Origin of the sequence: Pseudomonas nitroreducens (assembly GCF_024170165.1) — a bacterium.
Lineage (GTDB): Bacteria > Pseudomonadota > Gammaproteobacteria > Pseudomonadales > Pseudomonadaceae > Pseudomonas > Pseudomonas nitroreducens_C.
Genome location: NZ_JALJXP010000013.1, coordinates 46,043 through 67,645, shown reverse-complemented (window position 1 = coordinate 67,645; position 21,603 = coordinate 46,043). Strand labels below are relative to the sequence as shown.

21 protein-coding genes are annotated in these 21,603 nt (G+C 67.8%); 11 read left to right on the top strand and 10 right to left on the bottom strand.

Features of this window, described 5'->3' with window-relative positions:
* Positions 1-64: 64 nt before the first annotated feature.
* The 5 genes from J2T47_RS23275 to J2T47_RS23255 all read right to left on the bottom strand — a co-directional run bounded on the left by J2T47_RS23275 (position 65) and on the right by J2T47_RS23255 (position 5,771).
* Positions 65-1,432 carry a DUF1329 domain-containing protein gene (locus J2T47_RS23275; protein ID WP_253452206.1) on the bottom strand — a complete coding sequence of 456 codons (1,368 nt, stop codon included), beginning with the start codon at positions 1,430-1,432 and terminating at the stop codon, positions 65-67.
* Between the two features lie 14 nt (positions 1,433-1,446).
* The gene (locus J2T47_RS23270; protein ID WP_253452203.1) at positions 1,447-3,117 is read right to left on the bottom strand and encodes a DUF1302 domain-containing protein; all 1,671 of its coding nucleotides are present in this window, start codon (positions 3,115-3,117) and stop codon (positions 1,447-1,449) included.
* A 96-nt stretch (positions 3,118-3,213) separates the two neighbouring features.
* The gene (locus tag J2T47_RS23265) at positions 3,214-4,338 is read right to left on the bottom strand and encodes an FAD-dependent oxidoreductase (protein WP_253452200.1); all 1,125 of its coding nucleotides are present in this window, start codon (positions 4,336-4,338) and stop codon (positions 3,214-3,216) included.
* 140 nt (positions 4,339-4,478) lie between these two features.
* A complete protein-coding gene (locus tag J2T47_RS23260; RefSeq protein WP_253452197.1) occupies positions 4,479-4,826 on the bottom strand; it encodes a Rieske (2Fe-2S) protein in 348 nt (115 codons plus the stop codon).
* Between the two features lie 3 nt (positions 4,827-4,829).
* Positions 4,830-5,771 carry a VOC family protein gene (locus tag J2T47_RS23255; protein WP_253452194.1) on the bottom strand — a complete coding sequence of 314 codons (942 nt, stop codon included), beginning with the start codon at positions 5,769-5,771 and terminating at the stop codon, positions 4,830-4,832.
* A gap of 281 nt (positions 5,772-6,052) precedes the next feature.
* On the opposite strand from J2T47_RS23255, the gene J2T47_RS23250 reads away from it, so the two are divergent.
* Both J2T47_RS23250 and J2T47_RS23245 read left to right on the top strand, forming a co-directional pair.
* On the top strand, positions 6,053-6,991 hold the full coding sequence (locus J2T47_RS23250) for a LysR family transcriptional regulator (RefSeq protein WP_253452191.1): 939 nt from the start codon (positions 6,053-6,055) through the stop codon (positions 6,989-6,991).
* A gap of 181 nt (positions 6,992-7,172) precedes the next feature.
* Positions 7,173-8,330: an alpha/beta hydrolase family protein gene (locus tag J2T47_RS23245; protein ID WP_253452188.1), complete on the top strand. Its 1,158-nt coding sequence runs from the start codon at positions 7,173-7,175 to the stop codon at positions 8,328-8,330.
* 248 nt (positions 8,331-8,578) lie between these two features.
* On the opposite strand, the gene J2T47_RS23240 is transcribed toward J2T47_RS23245, so the two are convergent.
* Positions 8,579-8,959, bottom strand: coding sequence for a nuclear transport factor 2 family protein (locus tag J2T47_RS23240; RefSeq protein ID WP_253452185.1), 381 nt, complete (start codon positions 8,957-8,959; stop codon positions 8,579-8,581).
* Between the two features lie 262 nt (positions 8,960-9,221).
* Here J2T47_RS23240 and J2T47_RS23235 point away from each other — a divergent pair, with 262 nt between their 5' ends.
* Together J2T47_RS23235 and J2T47_RS23230 are read left to right on the top strand one after the other, a co-directional pair.
* Positions 9,222-10,565, top strand: a complete 1,344-nt coding sequence (locus J2T47_RS23235; RefSeq protein ID WP_253452182.1) for a metal-dependent hydrolase family protein — start codon at positions 9,222-9,224, stop codon at positions 10,563-10,565.
* 2 nt (positions 10,566-10,567) lie between these two features.
* Positions 10,568-11,020 (top strand): GlcG/HbpS family heme-binding protein, encoded by a 453-nt coding sequence (locus J2T47_RS23230; protein ID WP_253452180.1) that lies wholly within the window; start codon positions 10,568-10,570, stop codon positions 11,018-11,020.
* Here J2T47_RS23230 and J2T47_RS23225 read toward each other — a convergent pair.
* Together J2T47_RS23225 and J2T47_RS23220 are read right to left on the bottom strand one after the other, a co-directional pair.
* On the bottom strand, positions 11,011-11,940 hold the full coding sequence (locus J2T47_RS23225; protein WP_253452176.1) for a LysR family transcriptional regulator: 930 nt from the start codon (positions 11,938-11,940) through the stop codon (positions 11,011-11,013). The genes J2T47_RS23230 and J2T47_RS23225 overlap by 10 nt on opposite strands.
* A gap of 88 nt (positions 11,941-12,028) precedes the next feature.
* Positions 12,029-13,957, bottom strand: coding sequence for an LTA synthase family protein (locus tag J2T47_RS23220; protein WP_253452174.1), 1,929 nt, complete (start codon positions 13,955-13,957; stop codon positions 12,029-12,031).
* 284 nt (positions 13,958-14,241) lie between these two features.
* Between J2T47_RS23220 and J2T47_RS23215 the strand changes: the two genes are divergently transcribed.
* The 5 genes from J2T47_RS23215 to J2T47_RS23195 all read left to right on the top strand — a co-directional run bounded on the left by J2T47_RS23215 (position 14,242) and on the right by J2T47_RS23195 (position 17,856).
* Complete coding sequence (locus J2T47_RS23215; RefSeq protein WP_253452171.1) at positions 14,242-14,901, top strand: hypothetical protein; 660 nt, start codon at positions 14,242-14,244, stop codon at positions 14,899-14,901.
* A gap of 91 nt (positions 14,902-14,992) precedes the next feature.
* Entirely contained in the window at positions 14,993-15,403 is a 411-nt protein-coding gene (locus tag J2T47_RS23210) for a hypothetical protein (protein ID WP_253452167.1), read from the top strand.
* A 46-nt stretch (positions 15,404-15,449) separates the two neighbouring features.
* Positions 15,450-15,794: a VOC family protein gene (locus tag J2T47_RS23205; protein ID WP_253452164.1), complete on the top strand. Its 345-nt coding sequence runs from the start codon at positions 15,450-15,452 to the stop codon at positions 15,792-15,794.
* A 114-nt stretch (positions 15,795-15,908) separates the two neighbouring features.
* Positions 15,909-16,883: a quinone oxidoreductase family protein gene (locus J2T47_RS23200; protein ID WP_253452161.1), complete on the top strand. Its 975-nt coding sequence runs from the start codon at positions 15,909-15,911 to the stop codon at positions 16,881-16,883.
* 43 nt (positions 16,884-16,926) lie between these two features.
* Positions 16,927-17,856 carry a LysR family transcriptional regulator gene (locus J2T47_RS23195; RefSeq protein WP_253452158.1) on the top strand — a complete coding sequence of 310 codons (930 nt, stop codon included), beginning with the start codon at positions 16,927-16,929 and terminating at the stop codon, positions 17,854-17,856.
* A 66-nt stretch (positions 17,857-17,922) separates the two neighbouring features.
* Here the strand turns inward: J2T47_RS23195 and J2T47_RS23190 are convergent, their stop codons facing one another.
* Positions 17,923-18,912, bottom strand: a complete 990-nt coding sequence (locus tag J2T47_RS23190) for a zinc-dependent alcohol dehydrogenase family protein (RefSeq protein ID WP_253452154.1) — start codon at positions 18,910-18,912, stop codon at positions 17,923-17,925.
* Between the two features lie 170 nt (positions 18,913-19,082).
* On the opposite strand from J2T47_RS23190, the gene J2T47_RS23185 reads away from it, so the two are divergent.
* Positions 19,083-19,973: a LysR family transcriptional regulator gene (locus J2T47_RS23185; protein ID WP_253452151.1), complete on the top strand. Its 891-nt coding sequence runs from the start codon at positions 19,083-19,085 to the stop codon at positions 19,971-19,973.
* Positions 19,970-20,653, top strand: coding sequence for a helix-turn-helix domain-containing protein (locus J2T47_RS23180; RefSeq protein WP_253452148.1), 684 nt, complete (start codon positions 19,970-19,972; stop codon positions 20,651-20,653). Before J2T47_RS23185 ends, J2T47_RS23180 begins: the two co-directional genes overlap by 4 nt.
* Before the next feature lie 49 nt (positions 20,654-20,702).
* On the opposite strand, the gene J2T47_RS23175 is transcribed toward J2T47_RS23180, so the two are convergent.
* Positions 20,703-21,599 carry a sterol desaturase family protein gene (locus J2T47_RS23175; RefSeq protein ID WP_253452145.1) on the bottom strand — a complete coding sequence of 299 codons (897 nt, stop codon included), beginning with the start codon at positions 21,597-21,599 and terminating at the stop codon, positions 20,703-20,705.
* Positions 21,600-21,603 lie beyond the last annotated feature (4 nt).

The following is a 21,603-nucleotide window of genomic DNA, read 5'->3' as shown; positions in this document are numbered from 1 at the left end:
GCCCGCTCCTACAGGGTTCCCGGAGCTGGGCGAAGCCCGAGACGTCGGGCCGGCCCGCGGACGATCAGCGCACGCCCTCACCCGCCATGGCATCGGCGGTGAACACCGAGTCCTTGTAGGGCGGCACGATGCGGTACTGCTCGCTCTTGCCGGCGAACAGGTCGCCGGCGAACCAGGCCCCGGAGAGCAGGTCGTAGAAGCCGTTGGTGAGGGTCACCACGCCGGGCAGGTCGGGCATCACCACCGGCGAGGTCCAGACCACCTTGGCCAGTTGGTTGCGGGCGTCGTAGCGCTCGCCGAGCACGGCGGCCCAGGTGTCCTCGTCGAGGTAGTAGGTGCTCTTCGGCATCACGTGGCGCTGGCCGTCCTTCAGGGTTGCCTCCACCACCCACACGCGGTGCAGCTCCCAGCGGATGGCGTCGGACTTCAGGTGGTGCGCATCGAGCATCGATTCGGCGTTGGCGGCGGTGAACACCTTGTTGGCGTTGTAGGGGATGTACATCTCCTTCTTGCCCACCAGCTTCCAGTCGAAGCGGTCGACGCGGCCGTTGAACACGTACAGCTCGTCGAAGCTCATGACCCCGGCGGTGGCCGGCGTCGGGGTGTCGCAGCAGGCGTTGGGCAGGCGGCGCACGCGGCGCTGGCCGGGCAGGTAGGTCCACACGGCAGCCTTGTCGGCGTTGAGGTTCTCCAGACCGGTGATGGCCTCGCCGGCGCGCAGCGGCGGGCCGTCGTTGATCATGCGGATGGACCAGAACACGCCCTTCTCGCCGCTGCCGCCGGGCAGGTACCAGGGCATCTGGAAGTCCCCGCGCGAGTCGTTGGTCAGCACGTGCTTGCCGTCGGCGGTGGTCAGGTACTGGTTGAAGTTCGAGTGCCAGGAAGCCCCGCGCCAGCGCAGCAGGTGGTTCCAGATGGCCTCCACGCCGTTGCCCGGAATCGGGAACGGAATGCCCCCGGCAGCGCCTTCGGGCATCGGCCCGGCGGGGCCCTCCACCAGCTTGCCGCTGGTGGCGTTGGCGAAGGTGGCGTCGTACACCGACTGCGGTGCGGCGGCGCTGCGGTGGGTCGGGTAGACCTCCAGGCGGTAGCTGTCCGGGTACTTCTTCAGCATCGCCTGGATGCCCGGTGTCAGCTTGTCGGCGTACTGCGCCATGTTCTGCGCGGTGATGGTCAGTTGCGGCTTCTCGCTGGCGAAGGGATCGCCGCGCTTGCCGCCGTCCTGGTAGGCCGGGTCGACCTGGGTGTAGCCGCCGGTCCAGGCCGGGATACTGCCGTCGGCATTGCCGGCGCGCTCGCCACCCAGCGGGGTCAGGGTGGTTTTCAGCTTGCCCGCCTCCTCGGCGGACACAGCGCCAAAGGCGCCATGGGCAAACAGCAGGGAGGCACTCAGGGCGGTGAGCAGGGAAACGACTTTCTTGTTGTGTTTCATCGGGCAGTCCTCGGTCAGAAGGTGCGGCTGACGGTGAAGGCGATGAAGTCGCGGTCTTTCAGCGACTGTTCGAAGGTGTAGTGGTTGTCGGCGTCGAGGAAGGTGTTCTCCGGGCCGTAGTAGTGCGTGTAGGTCAGGCCCAGGCTCCAGGTGTTGAGGTAGTTGCCCTTCAGGCCGATGTTCATGTCGCCGCCGTGGTCGGTGCCGAAGCCGGTACCCAGCGCCTCGGAGGCGCCGTTGGTGTAGCTCGCGCCGATGGGCACCGAGAGGTCGAGGCCGGGGTAGATCTGCCGGTACATCGGTTCGAACACCAGGCGCAGGCTGGTGGCGTCGCGGTCGGCATTGGGATCGACCGCGTCGGCGTTCTGGCTCACGCTCATCACCCGGTTCCAGGCGATCTCGCCTAGGAAGGTCGACTCGGCGGCGACGAAATTCGGCTCCAGGCTCGCCAGCCAGGAGAAGTTGGCGTGCAGCGTGCGGCCGGTGGCGTAGACCGGGTCATCGTCGTTGTCGATCGCCTCGCCCACCGCCAGCGCATGCTGGCTGGTGGAGGCCAGCGGCTGGTTCCAGCGGGTGGACAGTTCGCCCGCCACGTTGAAGTTGCCCAGGGTGGTGGAGAAGCTCGCCCCCAGCGCCTCGATGCCCTCGGGGTAGACCCAGTAGAACTCGCCGGCCTTGCCGGTCACCGGGTTGAGGCTGGCGAAGTCCGGGCGCACGTTGAGCTGCGGGTTCTTGTCGTGGAAGCGGATGGCGTAGACGCCCCAGTCCACCGTCTCGGTGCGCCAGCGCAACTGCACGCCGCCCTGCCCCGAGTCCTTGGCCTCCTTGTCGTTGCCCCGGTAGAAGGCCAGCGGCTGACCGCCGGGCATCACCGGCGAGCCGATGAACATGCGCTCGCCGCCGTCGCCGAAGAAGTCGTCGCTGGAGAAGTAGCTGCCGGCGGCCGGCAGGCGGTTGGCCTCCCACTCGAACTGGTAGTAGGCGCCCAGGGACACATCCGGGGTCAGCTGCAGCTGGCCGGAGACCTGCTGCACCGGGCGGATCAGTTCCTTGAACTGGGTGTTGGGCACCGACAGGCCCTTGACCACGTCGATCGGCGCCATGCCGCCGGCGATGCCGTTCATGCCGTAGAACAGGCTCTCGCCCCACTGCATGGCGTAGCGGCCCAGGCGCCCGGAGACCGGCATCTCGCCGATCTCGGTCTTGCCGAAGACGAAGGCATCCAGCAGCTCGCCCTTGCGCCCGTGGAGGGTGCGGGTGTCGTCGGTGAACTCGTCGTAGTCCACCGAGTAGCTGTTGGCTCGGCTGGGATCGTTGTTATCGGTGCCGCGGTTGTAGACGTCGTCGTACCAGGCCGCGCCGCTGACCCGCGCGCCGACGTTGCCGTAGGTGATGTCCAGCTCGGAGAGCAGGTCCAGGCGGTTGGAGATCAGGCCCTTGTCGAAGTTGCGGTCGCCGTCGTCGAGATTCAGCGCGGTCTGGCCTTCGGTGAGCTTGCTGCTCGGGTCCTGGGTGCGCCAGGCGGCGCTGTACTTCAGGGTATTGTCCCAGCGCGCCCGCAGGTCGGGGTTGCCGGTGTCGAATTCGAAGGCCTGGGCGTGGCTTGCGGCCAGCGCGAGGAGCGCCAGGGTGATGGGCTTGAGCGGCGGCAGCGGCCGCGCGGTTGCACGCGTGCGAGTCAACATCGGGGTTTCCTCTTTCTTGTTCTTGTGCGTCGGTGTTGGCGGTGGTTGGCCTGGGCCACGGCGCGCCATCAAGGCAGGGCGCGCCGGGCGGGGACATCAGATGGGGCGCGCGGTGACCTCCAGCATCTGCTTGACCAGGCCGATGCGGTCGAAGGACGGGTCGCGCTGGATCTCCTTCTCACCGGCCAGCAGGGACATCTCGCTGATGAACCTGCAGCGCTCGAAGCGGCGGCCCATGAAGCGCTGCAGCTGGTCTTCCAGCTCGCCGCCGGCGGTGAGTTCCTCGGCCAGCACCACGGCATCCTCGATGGCCATGCCGGCGCCCTGGCCCAGGTGCGGCGTGGTAGCGTGGGCGGCGTCGCCGATCAGCAGCACGCGGCCGCGGTACCAGGGTTCGTCGACGAACACGGCCTCCAGCGGCTTGTAGATGACCTCGCTGCTGTCGCCGATCTGCTCGCGCAGCTCGCCGATCAGCCCGCCGAAGCCGGCCAGGCGCTGGCGCAGGCCGTCGGCCAGGCTGGCCGGGTCCATCCAGGGATTGCCCGGCTCGTGGGAAGTGGTGAAGAGGTACATCAGGTCATCGGCCAGCGGCACCAGGCCGGCGTTGCCCGACGGACCCTGGTAGTTGGCCAGGTGATCGATGCCGGCGGCACGCGGGAAGTTGTGGCGCCATACCGACTGGCCAGTGAAGTGCGGCTGGTACTTGTCGCCGAAGAGCAGGCCGCGCACCCGGGAGAACAGGCCGTCGGCACCCACCACCAGCGAGTAGCGTCCCTGGCTGCCGTCGCTGAACAACACGTCGACGCCGCTGGCGTCCTGTTCGAGGCTTTCCACCGAGGTGCCCAGGCGCACCTGGGTGCCCAGTTCGATGGCGGTCTCGCTCAGCACCTTGTGCAGCGCACGCCGGGAGATGCCGACGTTGGCCGGGTACTGCGGGCCGGCCAGGCGCTGGCCGGGAATGCGCGCCAGCTGCTGCCCGCCGGTGGTGTAGATGGCCACGTCCTCGAAGGCGTAGGCCGCGTCCAGGTAGGCGTCGAGCAGGCCGAGGCGGTGCATCTCGCGCACCACGTTGCTCTGCTGGATGATGCCGACGCCGTAGACCGTCCACTCGGTCTTCAACTCGACCAGATCGACCGCGACTCCCTTGCGGCGCAGGGCGATGGCGGCGCACAGCCCGCCAATCCCGCCACCCACGATCAGTACATTGCTCACAGTATTCATGGCATCTCTCACGTCTTGTTCTTGTTGTCCGCCACGATCTGCGCGGCGGCCGTTCTGCGTGCCCGTGGCACAGCTTCCCGGCAGGGCCGGGCTTTGACTAATCGAGTCCGCGGATGCGACCTATCGCGCGGCGCGATACCTCAGGCGTCCAGTTGCGCCAGCGGCAATAGCAGCCAGCCGTCCGACTCGCGGTGTTGCAGCGCCGGCAGCACTTCCCCGCGACAGGGCCCGTGCACGCAAGCGCCGTCCTCCGGGCGGAAGCGCGCGCCGTGGGCATAGCAGATGACCCACTGGCCATCGGCGCTGAGGAAGCGGTCCTTGCGGTACTCCAGCGGCACCGACAGGTGCGGGCAGAGGTTGCGGTACACACGCACCTGACCCTGGTGGCGGAGAGCGAACAGGCTGTCCGCTCCCCTGCCCTGCGGGTCGAATCCGCGCGACTGCCCCTCGCCCAGCTCGTCGAGCCGGCACAGCGCCACGCAATCCAAGGCTCAGCCCTGCTTGGGCGGCGGGCCGCTCGGCGCCCATTTCTCCCGCGAGGTGAAGAGGAACAGCTGCGAGTTGTCCGCCGACATCGGCGCCTGGCGCGCAGCCCAGGCGCCGTCGTGCTTGTCCATGTCGGCGTCGTACTCGATGTGGCAGCCCAGCGGGCTGTTGAAGTACCAGAACCAGTTGGAGCCCAGCAGGTGGCGGCCGGGGCCCCAGAAGCTGGTCCAGCCCTTCTGCTGGAAGCGCGTGCCGGCCAGCAGCACTTCGGTGCCGCTGCCCATGTGGAAGGTGAAGTGCTCGCAGCCCTGCATGTGCGGCGGGGTCTGGATCATGAACAGGCAGTGGTGGTCGTCCATGCCGGCAGTGCGCATGAAGGGGCCGACGCCGACGAAGCTGTCGGTGGTGACGAAGCCCAGGCGGTCGCGGTAGAAGGCTTCGCCCCTGGCCGCGTCGGGCACGAAGTAGACGACGTGGGACAGGGTGCGCGGCAGCGCCGGCATGTCCGGGGTGATGCCCAGCTGGTTGAGCGGGCGCTGCGGCGCGCTGCCGGGGGCGTTGGTCAGGTCGGCCGGCGCCTCGAAGGTGCGGCGCCAGGACACCTGGAAGGCGATGGCGAAGCCCAGGTCGTCGACGCTGTGCAGCGCGCCGTTCTCGTCGCGGCGCACCTCGCGGTCGCGCCCCAGCTCGTCGGCGATGGCTTCCAGGTCCGCAGTGGACGCCACGCCGTAGACAGTTTCGCGCAGCGACGGGGTCGGTCCGAGCGCCGGCGGCAGGCTCGGATCATCACCCCGGCGGATGATGATCGCGGTGCCGTCCAGTGCCTCGAATCGGCCACCGTCGGCATCCAGTTGGGCGGCCGTGAGGCCGTAATCACGCAGGCAATCGGCACAGGCCTGGATATCGTCGACGCCGAAGACCAGCGCGTCGAGTCCAAGAATGTTCATGGCTACCACTCCATTGAAATTATGTTCGGCGCCGGGCAGGGGGTCGCCGGTGGTGGGTCGCCGCGGCTCGTTGGCCGCTCGACTGGAGCGCAGGTTGATGGCCCGCCCTGATGGCTGACCAATCGCGTGTGGGGATGCGAGGCATCGGCAATCGCGATACCTGCGTGGCAGCCCATGACGCAGGGCGTTAGCCGCACGGAGGAGGCAGGGTGCTATTGACGTATCGGCAATGCGGCCCGAAGGTATCGCGAAAATAACTACAAGAACCGTGAGCCATCGCCATGCGTTTTCACCACCTGGACCTGAACCTGCTGGTGGCGCTGGATGTGCTGCTCGAAGAGCAGAACATCACCCGTGCCGCCGAACGCCTGCACATGACCCAGTCGGCCACCAGCGGCGTGCTGGGGCGCCTGCGCACCTTCTTCGAGGACGAACTGCTGGTGCAGGTCGGGCGCAAGATGCAGCCCACGCCCTATGCCCTGGAGCTGGCCGTGCCGGTGCGCGAAGTGCTGCTGACCATCCGCTCCTCGATCACCTCCAAGCCGGTGTTCGACCCCGCCAGCAGCAAGCGCCATTTCCGCCTGGTGACCTCGGACTACCTGATCAGCGTGCTGTTCGCCCAGGTGATCCAGAAGATCCACCAGGAGGCGCCGCACATCACCTTCGAGATGCTCAGCCCCGGCGACAACACCGCCGAGATGCTGATGCGCGGCGAGCTCGACCTGATGATCGCGCCCGAGCGCTACGTCATCGACGGCCATCCGGCGCAGCTGCTGTTCGAGGAGGATCACGTCTGCGTGGTCTGGCGCGACAACCCCGAGGTCGGCGACGCCCTGACCCTGGAACAGTACATGCAGATGGGCCACATCTCGGTGGGCTTCGGGCGCAACCGGCACCTGAGCATCGAGGACTGGTTCATGAGTCAGTACGGCTTCAATCGCCGCCTGGAAGTGATCACCAACGACTTCAACACCCTGCCGCAACTGCTGGTCGGCACCCAGCGCGTGGCGACCATGCACCGCCGCCTCGCCGAGCTGTACGGACGCTACCTGCCGCTGCGCCTCCTGCCGCCGCCGGTGAAGATTCCGGTGATGCGCGAATTCATGCTCTGGCATCGCAGCATGGAGGGCGACCCCATGCACCGCTGGCTGCGCGAGCGCATCCGCGACTTCATCCAGAGCGTCGACCAGCAGCCAGACGCCCTGCGCGCCAGCGCCTGACGCCAGTTATCACCCCGGCCGCCGCAACGGCGCCGGGGCATCGCGTTTCACGATACCTCGCATCCCCACTCGCGATTGGCCCCGCTCCACCTCGCCTGCGTACCTTGCCTTCGAACCGCGCCCTGCGTGCCTGCCGCTGTTTCCGGGCGCCGGACTCAACGACCGCAGAAGGACAAGAAGAATGTTCCGTTACTTCCCCACCAATTACGTCTGGAATCTCTCGGTGGACCTGGCCATCGAGATGGGCGCCCGCCTGGGCGAGATCGAGGAGATGTGCGCTCCGCTGCAGGAAGCCGCCAAGCAGCCTGACGCCGCCGGCACCCGGGCCTTCCGCGAGACCTGGGCGAAGATGGCCGACAAGCTCTGCGCCCTCGCCGAGGAAGACGAGGCCGCCGGCCGCCGCCTCTCCGCCGGGGAGAAATACAACCGCGCCGCCACCTACTACCTCACCTGCGAACGCCTGCAGGCCCACGGTGCACCGGGTCGCGAGGCGCTGTACCGGCGCTTCCTGGAAACCTTCGCGCGCGGCATCGACCTGTCGAAGGAAAACTGCGAGCGGGTGGAAATCCCCTACGAGGGCAAACACCTCTCCGGCCTGCTGGTGCGCGCCGAGGGCGTCGACGGCCCGGCGCCGCTGCTGGTGCAGGTCAACGGCCTGGATTCGACCAAGGAAATGAAATACCGCGTCGGCCTGCCGGCCTGGCTGGCCAGACGCGGCGTGTCCTCGCTGATCATCGACCAGCCCGGCACCGGCGAAGCGCTGCGCCTGCATGGCCTGACCGCGCGCTACGACAGCGAGCACTGGGCCAGCCGCGTGGTGGACTGGCTGGAGACCCACCCCGCAGTCGACCCCAAACGCATCGGCCTGGAGGGCGTCTCCCTGGGCGGCTACTACTGCCCGCGCGCGGTGGCCTTCGAGCCGCGTTTCGCCTGCGGCGTGGTCTGGGGCGCCAACCACGACTGGCGCGACGTGCAGAAGCGCCGCCTGGAGAAGGAAGGCAACTTCCCGGTGCCGCACTACTGGGCGCATGTGCAGTGGGTCTGGGGCGCCAAGGACATGGACGAGTTCATGACGATCGCCGAGAACGTGCACCTGGATGGCGTGCTCGAGCGCATCCGTGTGCCCTTCCTGGTCACCCATGGCGAGAAGGACTCGCAGATTCCGCTGAAGTGGGCGCAGCGCACTTACGAACAGTTGGTGAACAGCCCGAAACGCGAGCTGAAGATCTTCACCGAGCGCGAAGGTGGCGTGCAGCATTCGAGCTTCGACAACAGCATCAACGCCGGCCACTACATCGCCGACTGGATTGCCGAAACCCTCGGCGGCCACACCGCCTGACCGCCCTTGCGCCGGTCACCCGGCGCTGCTCCTGCGGGGCATCGGCCCCGCCCTCCACGGCGCCCGTTGGCGCCGTTTTCTTGCTGCTCGCTCCCCGGCCGCCCCAAGGGCGCGATTGCGGGCATGGCCCGCTCCTGCAGGTTCGCTACGACGCCGGCGACGGGTGTTCTTCGTAGGAGCGAGCTTGCTCGCGAACGGCCCCGGCGCAAGGCTCTGTTCGCGATCAAGCTCGCTCCTACAGGTTCAGGTCAGGCCGGGGCGCGGGTGCCGTGGAACGACGCGATGCGCCAGCCCTCCTCGCCTTTCACCCAGAGCTGCGTGGCAAAGCCTTCGGCACGCACCGGCTCGCCGCCGCCACGTTTCTGCAGCAGGTTGCACTGCGGGCCGCTCATCAGCGCCAGGCCATCGCCGAACAGGCGGACCGCCAGCTCGCCACGCTCCACCGCCAGGTAGCGCACGGCATGGCGGGCATAGTCCAGGTACTGCGCCTTGTCCTGCACCAGCCCGGTGGTGTGCACGTACAGCAACTCATCGGCGAACAGTTCGTCCAGCCGCCTGTGGTCCTCCTCGACCAGGGCGCGCTGGCGTTCGGCTTCCAGGTTCAGCAACAGATCACGAATAGCCTTCATGGGATTTTCCCTTGGTGGTTGATGGGCGGGCGCATCCTCGCCTTCACCACGGCCGCAGGAAAAATCGCCGATCGCCATGCCAGGCATCACCACTCCCGATACCCGCCCGGCAGTGCCGCTCACTCCGCTGAACCCCGCAAACCATCAGGTCTGCGCCACGTATCGAGGGCATCGATGGGTGCCCATCGACAGCATCTGATAGTGCCGGCCGCCCCACCCGCCCTAGCCTGCCGGCAAACAACAAGACGAGGAGAGTCCGACCATGGGCGCCCTGCACCTGCACTGTTCCACCCTGTTCGATGGCACCGGCCTGGAAACGCGCCAGCGACAGACGCTGATCATCGAGAACGGCGTGATCCGCCACGCCGGGCCGACGGCCGAGGCGCCGCGCCCGGCAGCCGGCGATCGCGAAGTCCACGGCGACTTCGTCATGCCGGGGCTGGTGGACGTGCACACCCACCTGGCCTTCGGCAACGCCCAGAGCGAGGAGGACATCGATATCTGGACCAGCGACGAGTTCCGCGCCCTGCGCGGACTGTTCTTCGCCCAGCACGTGCTGGCCGCCGGCGTCACCTCCATGGTCTGCCCCGGCGACAGCGGCCAGCTCAGCATCGCCGTGCGCAATACGGTCAACGCCGGGCTCTTCGAAGGCCCGCGCATCGCCGCCAGCAGCCGCGTGATCACCAACCGGCAGAGCCTCAACGACTGGTTCCCCAGCCGTGTCGGCGCACCGGAATACTTCACCGCTGCGCTGGTCACCAGCCGCACCGAGGCCATCGCGGAAATCCGCAAGCAGGCCAAGGACGGCGTCGACCTGATCAAGATCGCCATGGACGGCACGCACCGCCGGCCCAATGGCGAGATCATCGCCGCCTTCACCGCCGACGAAACCCGCGAGATGGTCGAGGAGGCCCACCGCCTCGGCTGTCGCGTGGCCACCCACGCCTACGGCCGCGAAGCAGTGATGTACGCGGCGAAGGCCGGGGTCGACCTGGTCTTCCACGCCTTCTACATGGACGACGCCTGCATCGAGGCGCTGCTGGAAGCCGGCAGCGTGCTCGCGCCGACCATGACCTTCCCGCAGAACACCGTGGACTTCTGCCAGCCCCACGACCCCGCCATCGCCACCGGCTACGCCGGCTACTGCGCACGGACGCTGGAGCTGGGCACCCCGGTGCTCAAGCGCGCCAAGGCTGCCGGCATTCCCTTCGCCTGCGGCAGCGACAGCGGCTTCGCCGTGACACCCTACGGCGAATGGCATGCCCGTGAACTGGAACTGCTGGTGCGCCGGCTGGACTTCACCCCTGCCGAGGCGCTCTACGCCGCTACAAATGTCGGCTCGCGCCTGATGCCCCGCGGCGAAACCCTCGGCACCCTGGAACCGGGCAAGCAGGCCGACCTGCTGATCCTCGACGGCTCGCCGCTGGAAGACATCCGCATCCTCCAGGACCGCAACCGCCTGCAGGCCGTGTACAAGGCCGGCGAGCCGGTGCGCCTGCAACGCACCGCCTACAACCCCAAGCAGGTGTCGGACTTCAACTCGCTGAAGTGGACCGATCTCTACACCCGCGATCGCGTCGCCCAACTGGGCAAATGGAGCCAGTGAGCATGATCCTCCTCGACTTCGAACTGGCCGCGCGCCTGGCGGCCGCCACCCTGCGTCACGCCCGCACCCAGGGCGTGCGTCCGCTGGCCGCCGCCGTGCTGGATGCGGCCGGTCACCCGCTGGCCGTGCTGCGCGACGAACAGGCCAGCTTCCTCCGCCCGCAGATCGCCACCGGCAAGGCGCGCGGCTGCCTGGGCATGGGCTTCGGCGGCCGCGAACTGGCGCGCCGCGCCCAGGCCATGCCGGCGTTCTTCGATGCGATCAACAGCCTCACCGGCGGCGAAGTGATCCCGGTGCCTGGCGGCATTCTCCTGCGCGATGGCGAAGGCCGGCTGCTGGGCGCCATCGGCGTCAGCGGGGATACCTCGGACAACGACGAGCGCTGCGCCCTGCTGGCCATCACGGAACTCGGCCTGCACGGCGAGACGGGCGAGACGGGCGAGACTCAATCCTGATCGAGCAACGCGGCCTGCTCCGCCAGCACCTGGCGGAGCCAGGCCAGTGCGGGGTCGAGCGCCTGTTGCGGGTGCCATTGCAGCACCTGCACCGCCGCCGGGAACTCGATGGGCGCCGGCAGTACGCGCAGCGGATAACGCCTTGCCAGCGCCTGGGCCTGGCGGCGGAACAGCGTGGCGATTCGCGGCGTGCCGACGACGAACTCGGCCATCAGGGCAAAGCTCTGCACCGCCACCGCGACCCGCCGCTCGATACCGATTTCCCGCAGGTGCTGGGTATCCAGCGACAGGTTCCGGCCATCGGTGAACTCGCGCAGCACATGCCCGGCCGCGCAGTACGCAGCGAGGCTCAGCGACGCTTCGTGCGCAGGATGAGCAGCGCAGACGATGCAGCACAGTTCATCGCTGAGCAGCGCCTCGTGGGAGTAACGCGGGTTGACCCGCCGCTGCGGGACTATCACCAGGTCGCTGCGCCGGTACTCCAGCGCCTCGGCCACCACATCACCGTCGCGCGGCAGCGGCAGGTCACGCAGCACCAGCGAGGCAGCAGGGGCCCGACGCGCCAGTTCACGGCTGACCGCCGGCAGCAGGGTCGCCGCCACATAATCCGAAGCCACCAGGGTGAATCGCCGATCACAGCGGGCGGGATCGAAGGCGGCGGAAGTCTCCACCACCTCCCCGGCCAGGCTCAGCACCTCGCGCACCTTCGGCGCCAGCTGGCGCGCCAGTGCCGTCAGCTCCAGGCCCCGCCCCAGGGGCACCAGCAGCGGGTCCTGGAAATGTTCGCGCAGACGGCCCAGCGCGGCGCTGGTCGCCGACTGGCCGAGATTGAGACGCTGCGCCGCCCGGCTGACGCTGCCCTCTTCGAGCAGCACATCCAGGGCGACCAGCAGGTTGAGGTCCAGACGTCGGTAGCGCATGGGCGACTTATACCCAAGCGCCGCCCCGGCAAGTGGCGTATTTCGCACTGCCAGGTATCGCATTGCGCGATACCTGGCAGATCGGGACTTACTGCCCCGCCGCCGGTTTCCAGTCCAGCAGGTGGTGGGTGAAGCCGTAGCTCGCCGACTGGTAGTAGCTGATCGCCCGCTGTACCAGCGGGTCGTCGGCCTTCGCCGGCACTTCGGTGCTCGCGCCCAGCGCCTGGTTGTGCCGGCGCAGTTCGCCGCGCGGACTGAGGATCGCCAGGTCCTGGCCGTCGAACAGGCCCAGGTGCTGGTAGTTGCCGATCACCACGCGCGGTGGCAGGGCGTTCGGCACCATCAGGTCGCGCCCGTAGAAGGTCGAGGTGTAGCTCAGGTTGAGGATCGACAGCAGGCTCGGCGCCAGATCCAGCTGGCTTGCCAGCTCACCGCGCTCACCACTGGGCAGCAGCCTGGGCGCGTAGATGAACAGCGGGATCTGGTAGTTCGCCACCGGCAGGTCTTCCTTGCCGGCGCTGCCTGCGGTGTGGTCGGCGACGAACACGAACAGGGTGTTGTCGAACCAGGGCTTGCCCTTCGCCGCCTTGAGGAACTGGCCGATGGCGTAGTCGGTGTACTTCACCGCACCATCGCGGCCCTCGCCGGAGGGAATGTCGATACGGCCGTCCGGATAGGTGTACGGGCGGTGGTTGGAGGTGGTCATCAGCTGCAGCAGGAATGGCTGCTGACGCGCGTGGTCCTCGTCCGCCAGCTTGATGGTCTGGGCGTAGAGGTCTTCGTCGCTCATGCCCCAGGCGTTCTTGAAGTGGATGTCCGACTCCTGGACGCTGGACTGATCAACGATGCGGTAGCCGTTGCCGCCGAAGAAGGCGTTCATGTTGTCGAAGTAGCCGCGGCCGCCATACAGGAACACGGCGTCGTAGCCGACGTTCTTCAGTTGCTGACCGAGGCTGGCGAAGCCGCTTTCGCGGCCGACGCGCTTGACGATGGAGCGGCCCGGCGTCGGCGGGATCGACAGGGTGATGGCTTCCAGGCCGCGGTCGGTGCGGGTGCCGGTGGCGTAGAAGTTGTTGAAGTAGAGGCTGTGCCGGCGCAGCTCGTCGAGGTTGGGGGTGAGGTTGCGACCGTCGCCATTGCTGCCCAGGTACTTGGCGCTCAGGCTCTCGATGGTCACCAGGACGATGTTGTAGCGCTTGGGCGTACCTGCGCTGGCGACCGTGCGGCGGATGTCCATCGGATCATTGCCAGTGAAGCGGGCGTTGGGCTCGGCCAGTTCCGCGCGAATCTGCTGGGTCACCTGTTGCGCCGGGAGGGTGGCGTAGAACTGCGGGTAGTCCAGCTCGTTGTTACGGAAGGCGGCGAAGAACTGATAGGGCCCGTTGCTGCCCAGCTCGCGGGCATAGGTATTGCCACCCTGGCCACGCGGGGAATCCTGATCCACCAGCAGGCCGGCCACCAGCGCCAGCACCACCAGTCCGGCACAGCCCAGCAGACGGCGCGGCAGGGACGCCACCTCGGCGTCGCGCAGACGGCCGACGGCCTTGAACAGCGCCAGGGTCACGACCAGCGAGATGGCCGCCAGGATGCTCAGCAACAGCCCGATGGGATAGGACTCGAGGATGTTGTTGAGCACCTCGTCCGAGTACACCAGGTAGTCGACCGCGATGAAGTTGAAGCGCACCCCGAACTCGTCCCAGAACAGCCATTCGGCCACTGCGGTGAAAAGCATCACGTAAACGCTGACGAACAGCGTGGCCGTCAGCAACCAGCGCCAGGTGGCGCTGCGCCAGACACGCGCGGGCATCAGCAGCAGGACCACGCCCATCGGCAACAGGGCATAGACCAGGAAGCTCAGGTCATAGAGCAGGCCGATGACGAAGACCCCGACATGGCCGCTGCCCACCTCGGGCAAGTGGCTTACCAGAAGGACCAGGCGGGTCAGGAAGAAGACGATCAGCCAGAGCAAGGCAACCAGCGCCAGGAAGCGCGTAGGGGCCGAGCGGAAAAGTTGCATGGGGTGTCCCTTGTAATGGTCCGTCGTACTGGACGAAAGGCAGCGCAGGAGGAGGCCGAAAGCGGCAGTCGGAACGGGACTCTACAAGTCGAAAGGAAAAGAATTCGTCAAAAGGACCGGAAAATTCCGCAATCAAGCCAGGAGCAGATGGCACAAACCGCCGAATTCGCCAGCAAACGTTCGAATGGCGCAACCGCCCACTGTCACAACGTCTTTTTCACAAGCCCTTGACGAGTCCTTGATCGCGCAACTCGACAATGACGGTAACTGACGAGTCCGTGCCCATGAACGACCCCCAACGCCTGTTCGCTTCCGCCCCCCCTCACAGCCGCGATACTCATTCCGGCAGCTCGCTCGGCAGTGGCCTTTGCCAGCGGATTCGCCAGTGGCGAAACAAACGCCTGCTGCGCCTGGCCCTGCGCGTGGCGGAAGAACCGATCCTGGTGCTGGAGGTTTCGCAGTCGCCGGGCGCCGCCTGGCCGGTACTGCTGGAGCACAGCAACCGCATCATCGTGGCGACCTGCCCGTCCGGCGACGCACTGGCCGAAGCCCACCAGCGGCTGCCCGAGGCGATGAAGCGGCGGATCAGGGACCTGCCAGCCCCGCAGGAAAACGCCGAACTGCGCAAGGGCTCGGTCGATTGCCTGCTGCTCCCGGAAATCCCGCAAAGCGCCTGCAACCGGCAGAACATCCGGCTGCTGAACCAGTGGATTCCGGTGACCCGCGACAGCGTGATCCTGTTCGCCCGCGTCGATCACTCCAGCGCCGCCGTCCCCACGGACCTGGCTTGCCCCTGCGGCCCCGATCCCCATCCTGGTGGCCCGGACTTCGCCAGCACCCGTTCCCTGGAGCGCGAGTTCCAGCGCCTGGGTTTCTCGCAGATACGCCATTACAAGGTCATCCCCGGCGTGGACGGCGTGCGGATCTACATCCTGCGCAAGTGAGCGTTACCGCCTTGCGTCGCTGAACCGGCGAACACCGGGGCCCCCGCTATACTGCTCTTTTGCCATCACCCCTCTCTCGGGAACCCTGCCGGTGCAGAACAGTCCGGGTTTGCGCTATCTCCCCTGGTTCACCGCCGCGCTGCTCCTGGGCAGCCTGTGCGGCTGGTCCATCGGCAACGAGCTGGGGCTCAACGGCAACCAGTGGTTCGCCGAGCCGGAACTCCTCTTCGAGGTACTGGTTGGCCTGAGCGGCGCGCTCTGCGGCGCGCTGCTGGCCTATGCCAGCGAGCGCGGGCTGGCCTGGCGGTTAGCCGGAGTTCTCGCCGGCACCTGTTTCATCGTGGCAGTTCTCGCTTACTGCCATCACAGCCTGGGCGTGCCCGCTGCAGACATGAGCCTGCTCACCTACGCCCGGCAATTCATCCTCAAGACCTTCGGCATCTGGTTCTCGCCGGTTTTTGGCGCGGCGCTGGTGGCGCTGTTGCGCGTGATTCTGCGCTGATCCCTGTGCCATGATTCGCCGCTCCGCGCCCACCTCCGGAGCTCCCATGTCGCTGACCCTGCTGCTGCGCTGCCACGACCTCGCCATCACCCGCGAGCACTACCGGGACACACTCGACTTCACCGTGACCGACTCCGCCGAGGGGACGCTCACCGTGCAACTGGCAGACTGCCGCCTGCTGTTCACCGCTCAGGACCTGTGGGGCCGCGAGGTGGGCTGCTCCGGCTCGATTTACCTGCAGCTGGCCGACGTCGAGCGCTACTACAACGCGATAAGGAATCGCGCGCAGATCGCCTGGCCCCTGCAGGACATGCCCTACGGCTCGCGGGAGTTCGGAGTACGCGACTGCAACGGCTACCACCTGGCTTTCACCCAGCGCACCACAGCCTGAGCGAGTTCGGCGCATTGCTGCATGGTATGCAGCAATATCCTGCACCAGACCTGTCTGGTGCATTACGATCACAGCCCTAGACTGGCGGGCACCATCACCAGTCAGGGGAAAAGCATGATCAACCGACTATCGCTCGCAGCCTTCGGCGGCCCGGAAGTCCTCCGTCTCGAACAGACCGCGGTGCAACAACCCGGCCCCGGCGAAGTGTGGCTGGAACAGGCCGCCATCGGCGTCAATCCGCTGGACCTGAGCCAGCGCTCCGGCGCAGTGAAGGTGCCACTGCCCTCCTCGCTCGGCCTGGAAGGCGCGGGCACCGTCGCCGCCATCGGCAAAGGCGTGACCAGCGTGCAGGTCGGCGACCGCGTCGCCTACGCCACCGGCCCGCTCGGCGCCTATGCCAGCGCGCGCCTCTACCCGGCGGAGCGTCTGGTCAAGCTGCCGGACTCGGTGAGTTTCGAGGATGCCGCCGCCGTGCTGTTCAAGGGCATCACCGCGCAATACCTGCTCAAGACTACCTGGCCGGTCGGCCCCGGCTCCCGCGTGTTGATCTACGGCGCCGCCGGCGCGCTGGGGCAGTTGATGGTGCCCTGGGCCAGGCACCTGGGAGCCCTGGTCATCGGCGTGGTGTCCAAGGCGCAGAGCGTCGAACGTGCGCGCGCTGCCGGCTGCAACGAAGTGCTGGTGTTCGATGCACAAACGCTGGCCGGGCAGGTCCGTAGTCTCACCGACGGGCAAAAGGTCGACGTGGTCTACGATCCCATCGGCCGCGCCTCCTTCGAGGCCTCGCTGGACTGCCTGCGCCCCCGCGGCCTGCTGGTCAGCTTCGGCATGGCCTCCGGCGCGCCGCCGGCCGTGGAAGTCGCCACGCTCAACGCCAAGGGCTCGCTATTCCTCACCCGCCCCTCGCTGGCCGCTCACACCGCCACGGCCGAGGAATATCAGCAGCGCGCGCAGGACGTTCTGCAAGCCATCGCAGACGGTATCATCCAGCCTCGCGTGTGGCGTCGTTATCCGCTGGCGGAAGTCGCCCAGGCCCACACCGACCTGCAGGAAGGCCGCTCCGCAGGGGCCATCGTCCTCACGCCATGAATGATGCCCGCCGCCACGGCGGATTCGCCGAATCGGGAGCCCTATGGATCTGTTCGATAGTCGCCAGGCCGACGAACTCGCCACCCTCCTGGCGCTGGCCGAGCACGGCTCCTTCGCCGCCGCCGGGCGGGCGCTGCAACGCCACCCGTCGGTGCTGTCCAAGCGCCTCGGCGCCCTGGAACAGCGCCTGGGCGTGCGGCTGGTGGAGCGCACCACGCGCCAGCTGCGCTTCACTGACGAGGGCCAGCGGCTGGTGGAGCGACTGCGCCAGGCCGCCAGCCTGATCGCCGAAGCGCAGGCCGAGGCAGCCCGCAGCGCCGCCCAGGTGCAGGGCCGCCTGCGCATCGCGCTGCCGGCTGCCATGGGTCGCCAGTGGCTGAGCCCGATCCTCTCGCGCTTCGCCCTGGCGCACCCGCAGGTGACGCTGGAAGTGGAGTACGCCGAACGCTTCGTCGACCTGGTCGCCGAAGGCTTCGACGCCGCCATCCGCATCGGCGAGCTGGCCGACAGCCGCCTGCTGGCCCGGCGCCTGTGCGACCTGCGACGCATCCTCTGCGCAGCCCCCGCTTACCTGGAGCGCCACGGCACGCCGCAGACCCCGGGGCAGCTCGCCGAGCACAACTGCCTGGGCTTTACCGGCCTGCACTCCTGGCCCGACTGGAAGCTCGCGCGCAACGGCCGCCAGCACACGGTGCGGATGCGCGGCAGCCTCATCAGCAACGACAACGAGGCACTGCTCTGCGCCGCCCGCCTGGGCGTAGGCATCCTCGCCGGCGGCGAGTGGCTGATGCGCCAGGACCTCGACCGCGGCCGGCTGGTGCGGGTGCTGCCGGAATGGCAGCTGGGCGCCGCCGGTGGCATCTACTTCGTGCGCCCCTCCGCCCGCCACGGCTCGGCCACCAGCGCAGCGTTCAAGGCGTGGATCGAGGCACAGTTCGCCGACGGCGCGCCGTGGGAGCGGCCGCCGCTCTGATCGGGCGGGCACAAAAAAGGGTGCCGGACATTTCAATGCCCGGCGCCCTTTTCCTGTCGTCCGTCATCAGACCGTGACGACTATCTTGCCCACCTGCTGGTTGGCTTCGAGGAAGCGATGGGCGTCCTGGATCTGCTCCAGTGGGAAGGTCCGCGCGATCACCGGGCGCAGCGCGCCGGACTCCAGGCCCTTGACGATGAATGCCTTGGCGCGCTCCAGCGCCGCCGGGTCGGCGACGATCTCGGCGTAGAGGTAGCCCTTCAGCGTCAGGCACTTGCCCAGCACGGTGAACAGCGGGAAGGGCGTCGGCTCCGGGCTCAGCGCACCGTATTCGAGCAGGATGCCGCCACGCGCCATGGCCTGGGTGAGCACCTCGAAACCGGGGCCGCCGATGGGGTCGAACACCACGCGGGCGCCCTGCCCGGCGGTCAGCGCCATCACCTGCTCGACGATGTCCTCGTCGTCGCTGACGATCACGTGATCGGCGCCGGCCTCCAGCAGCGCCTGCTTCTTCGCCTGGGTGCGGGTCACGGCCATCGAGGTGGCGCCGACCATGCGGGCGATCTGGAAGGCCGCGAGCCCTACGCTGCTGGACGCGGCGGTGACCAGTACGAAGTCGCCCTGCGACAACTTCGCCTGCTCCACCAGCGCCCCCCACGCAGTCACGTACTGCATCCAGGACGCGGCAGCCTGTTCGAAGCTGAGGTTCTGCGGATGCTTCACCACCAGGTGTGCCGGCACGTTGGCCACTTCGCCGTAGGTGCCCCAGCGGGCGATATCCAGCGGCGGGATCAGGCTCACCGTATCGCCCACCGCGACGTCCCCGACGGCGCTGCCCACCGCGCTCACCACACCGGCAGCCTCATAGCCCAGGCGGCTGGGGAACTCGGCTTCCTGCAGGTAGGCGTGATTGCGGAACATCACTTCGGCGCGGTTCAGGCCGATGGCCTTGACCGCGATCTGCACCTCGTCCGCCGCCGGGGCAGGCACATCCACCGCCTCCAGCTTCAGGACGCTGGCGTCACCGTATTCGTGGATTCTGACAATGCGGGCCATGGCAACCTCTCTTCAAGCGAGGGCCGGCGCACAGAACGCCGGCCGGAATGGGAGTGTAGAAAGTCACGGGAGCGCTGCTCGGCCCATTCGCGACAGGGGAAAAATCTAGGCGTTGGCCGGGCTCGGATAAAGGCCTAGGATGGCCAGACACTTGAAACACAGGGTTTGCAATGGACCGTCTCGAACAGATGGCCACCTTCGTCCGCGCGGTGGAACTGGGCTCCTTCAGCGCTGCCGCCGAGGAACTGCAGATGTCCTCCCAGCTGGTGGGCAAGCAGGTGAAGATGCTCGAACAGCACCTGGGCCTGTCGCTGCTCAACCGCACCACGCGGCGGCAGAGCCTCACCGACTTCGGCCGGGCCTTCTACCAGCGCGCCAAACTGATCCTGGCGGACATGGAGGCGGCGGAAAGCCTCGCCGCCGTCACCCGTGGCACGCCCAGCGGACGGCTGCGGATCAACGCGCCGGTGACCTTCGGCATGCGCGTCCTGTCGCCACGCCTGCTGGAGTACATGGTGCGCTACCCGCAGGTGGCGGTGGACCTGACGCTCTCCAACGACCTGGTGGACCTGGTCAACGACGGCTACGACGTGGTCTTCCGCATTGGCGAGCTGGCCGACAGCCGCCTCAAGGCGGTGCCGCTGGCGCCCTATCGGCTTGTGCTGTGCGCCGCGCCAGCGTACCTCGCACGGCGCCCGGCGATCCGCACGCCCGGGGACCTGAGCCAGCACGAATGCCTGGGCTTCGCCTTTTCCGATGGCCGCTCCAGCTGGACCTTCGACGGGCCGGAAGGCCGCATCGAGGTGCCGATTACAAGCCGTTTGACGATCAATCAGGGCGACCCACTGCTGGCCGCAGCCGTGGCCGGGCTGGGCGTGGTGCTGCAACCCCGGGAGCTGGTCGGCGATGCCCTGCGCAGCGGCACGCTGGTGCAACTGCTGCCGCAGTACAGCGTTCCCACCTCGCCGATGCACATCCTCTACGCCCCGGACCGGCGCCTGACGCCCAAGCTGCGCAGCTTCCTCGACTTCGCCATTGCCGCTTTCGGGCGTGACGCATGAGCGTGCGTGAACAGGCCTGGCAGGGCGAGCTCTGGCTCGGCGCGGACTTCTGCCTGGTCGCCGGCACCACCGGCCACGCGCGTCCCCACGCGCACTACGCGCACCAGTTGCTGTTGGCCTGCGCGGGCGAAGTGACGGCGCTGATCGACGAGCAGAAGCAGCAGGGTTCATTGCTGGTGATCGCCTCCAATCAGCGTCACGCGATCCTCCCTGGTGAGCAGCGCGTCATCACCCTGTTTGCCGAACCGCTGGCCTTCGAACTGGCCGACCTTGAGCGGCTTTGCCGGCAGATCGGACCAGACCTGCAGCGTCTCGCAACAGGCCTGCGCGAACTGCCGCGCCGACAGCTCGACCCGCGCCTGGAGAAAGCCCTGCAACGCATCCGCGCGCTGGACGACGGCGCCCTGCCTGCCCAGTCGCTGGCCGAGGCAGCCTCGCTGTCGCTGAGCCAGCTGGAACGCTTGTTCAGCGGCACCCTTGGCCTGTCGGTGCGCCGCCTGGTGCTCTGGCAACGGCTGCGCCAGGCGCTGCGGCTGGCCATGGCCGGCGACAGCCTGACCAACGCTGCCATCGCGACGGGCTTCGCCGATTCCGCGCATTTCTCCCGCAGCGTGCGCAGCCAGTTCGGCATCCGCGCCGACCTGACACTGCGCCAGCTGAAACTGCGGCTGCTGAGCTGAATCCAGCGCCGGAGTCCCCCTGTAGGAGCGAGCTTGCTCGCGAACCGGGCTATCCGCGCACACCAACTCCCGCACGCTGCAACTCCGCCGGCAACGGTGCCGGCGGATGCGCCACATCCACACGACGGAACGGCTCGGCGAGCTGATCGAAATACGCCAGCGGATAGTCAGGCCGGTCGCCGATTCCCAGGTCATCCTCCGCCAGTGCATAGCCCGGCAGATGCAGCGCAGTGCCCAGCAGGCGATCCCAGAAGCTGAAGAACAAGGCGAAATTCACATCCCCCGCCGTGCCGTACTTCAGGTGGTGCAGGCGATGCAGCGGCGCCCAGGCGAACAGGTGGCGCAGCGCGCCGATGCGCATGTCGACGTTGCTGTGCTGCAGCAGCAACTGGATGGCAATGGCGAACGCCAGCAGCGCCGCGACCTCCACCGGGATGCCCAGCAACAGCAGCGGCAGCGTGCCGCCCAGGGCTTCGAGCATCTGGTGCAACGGATGCTTCATCAGCCCGTTGAAACCGTACATGCGGGTGACACTGTGGTGCACCGCATGCAGGCGCCACAGCAGCGGCGAACGATGGCTGGCGTAGTGCACCAGGGTGATGCCGAGGTCGGCGATCAGCAGCGCCGCCAGCAGTTGCAACGCCAGCGGCCAATCGCTTGGCCACAGCCCGAAATGCGGCAGCCACAGGGCCAGCAGCGGAATCGCAGCGATGCCCAGCGCATTCAGCGTCTCGTTGACCAGCGCATGGATCAGGTCGCGGGCACCATCGCCGTGGCTCTCGTTCCAGCCTGCGCGATACGGCCAGCACCGCTCGGCGAGGAAGGCCAGCAGGATCGCCAGCGGCAACAGCGCCGGCAGGCAAAGCAGCGATACGCCTGCACCGATCAGGTACAGGGCCAGGCCGATGAAGCCGAGGAAGAACGCGGGGGCGTAGAGGTAGCGCATTGGG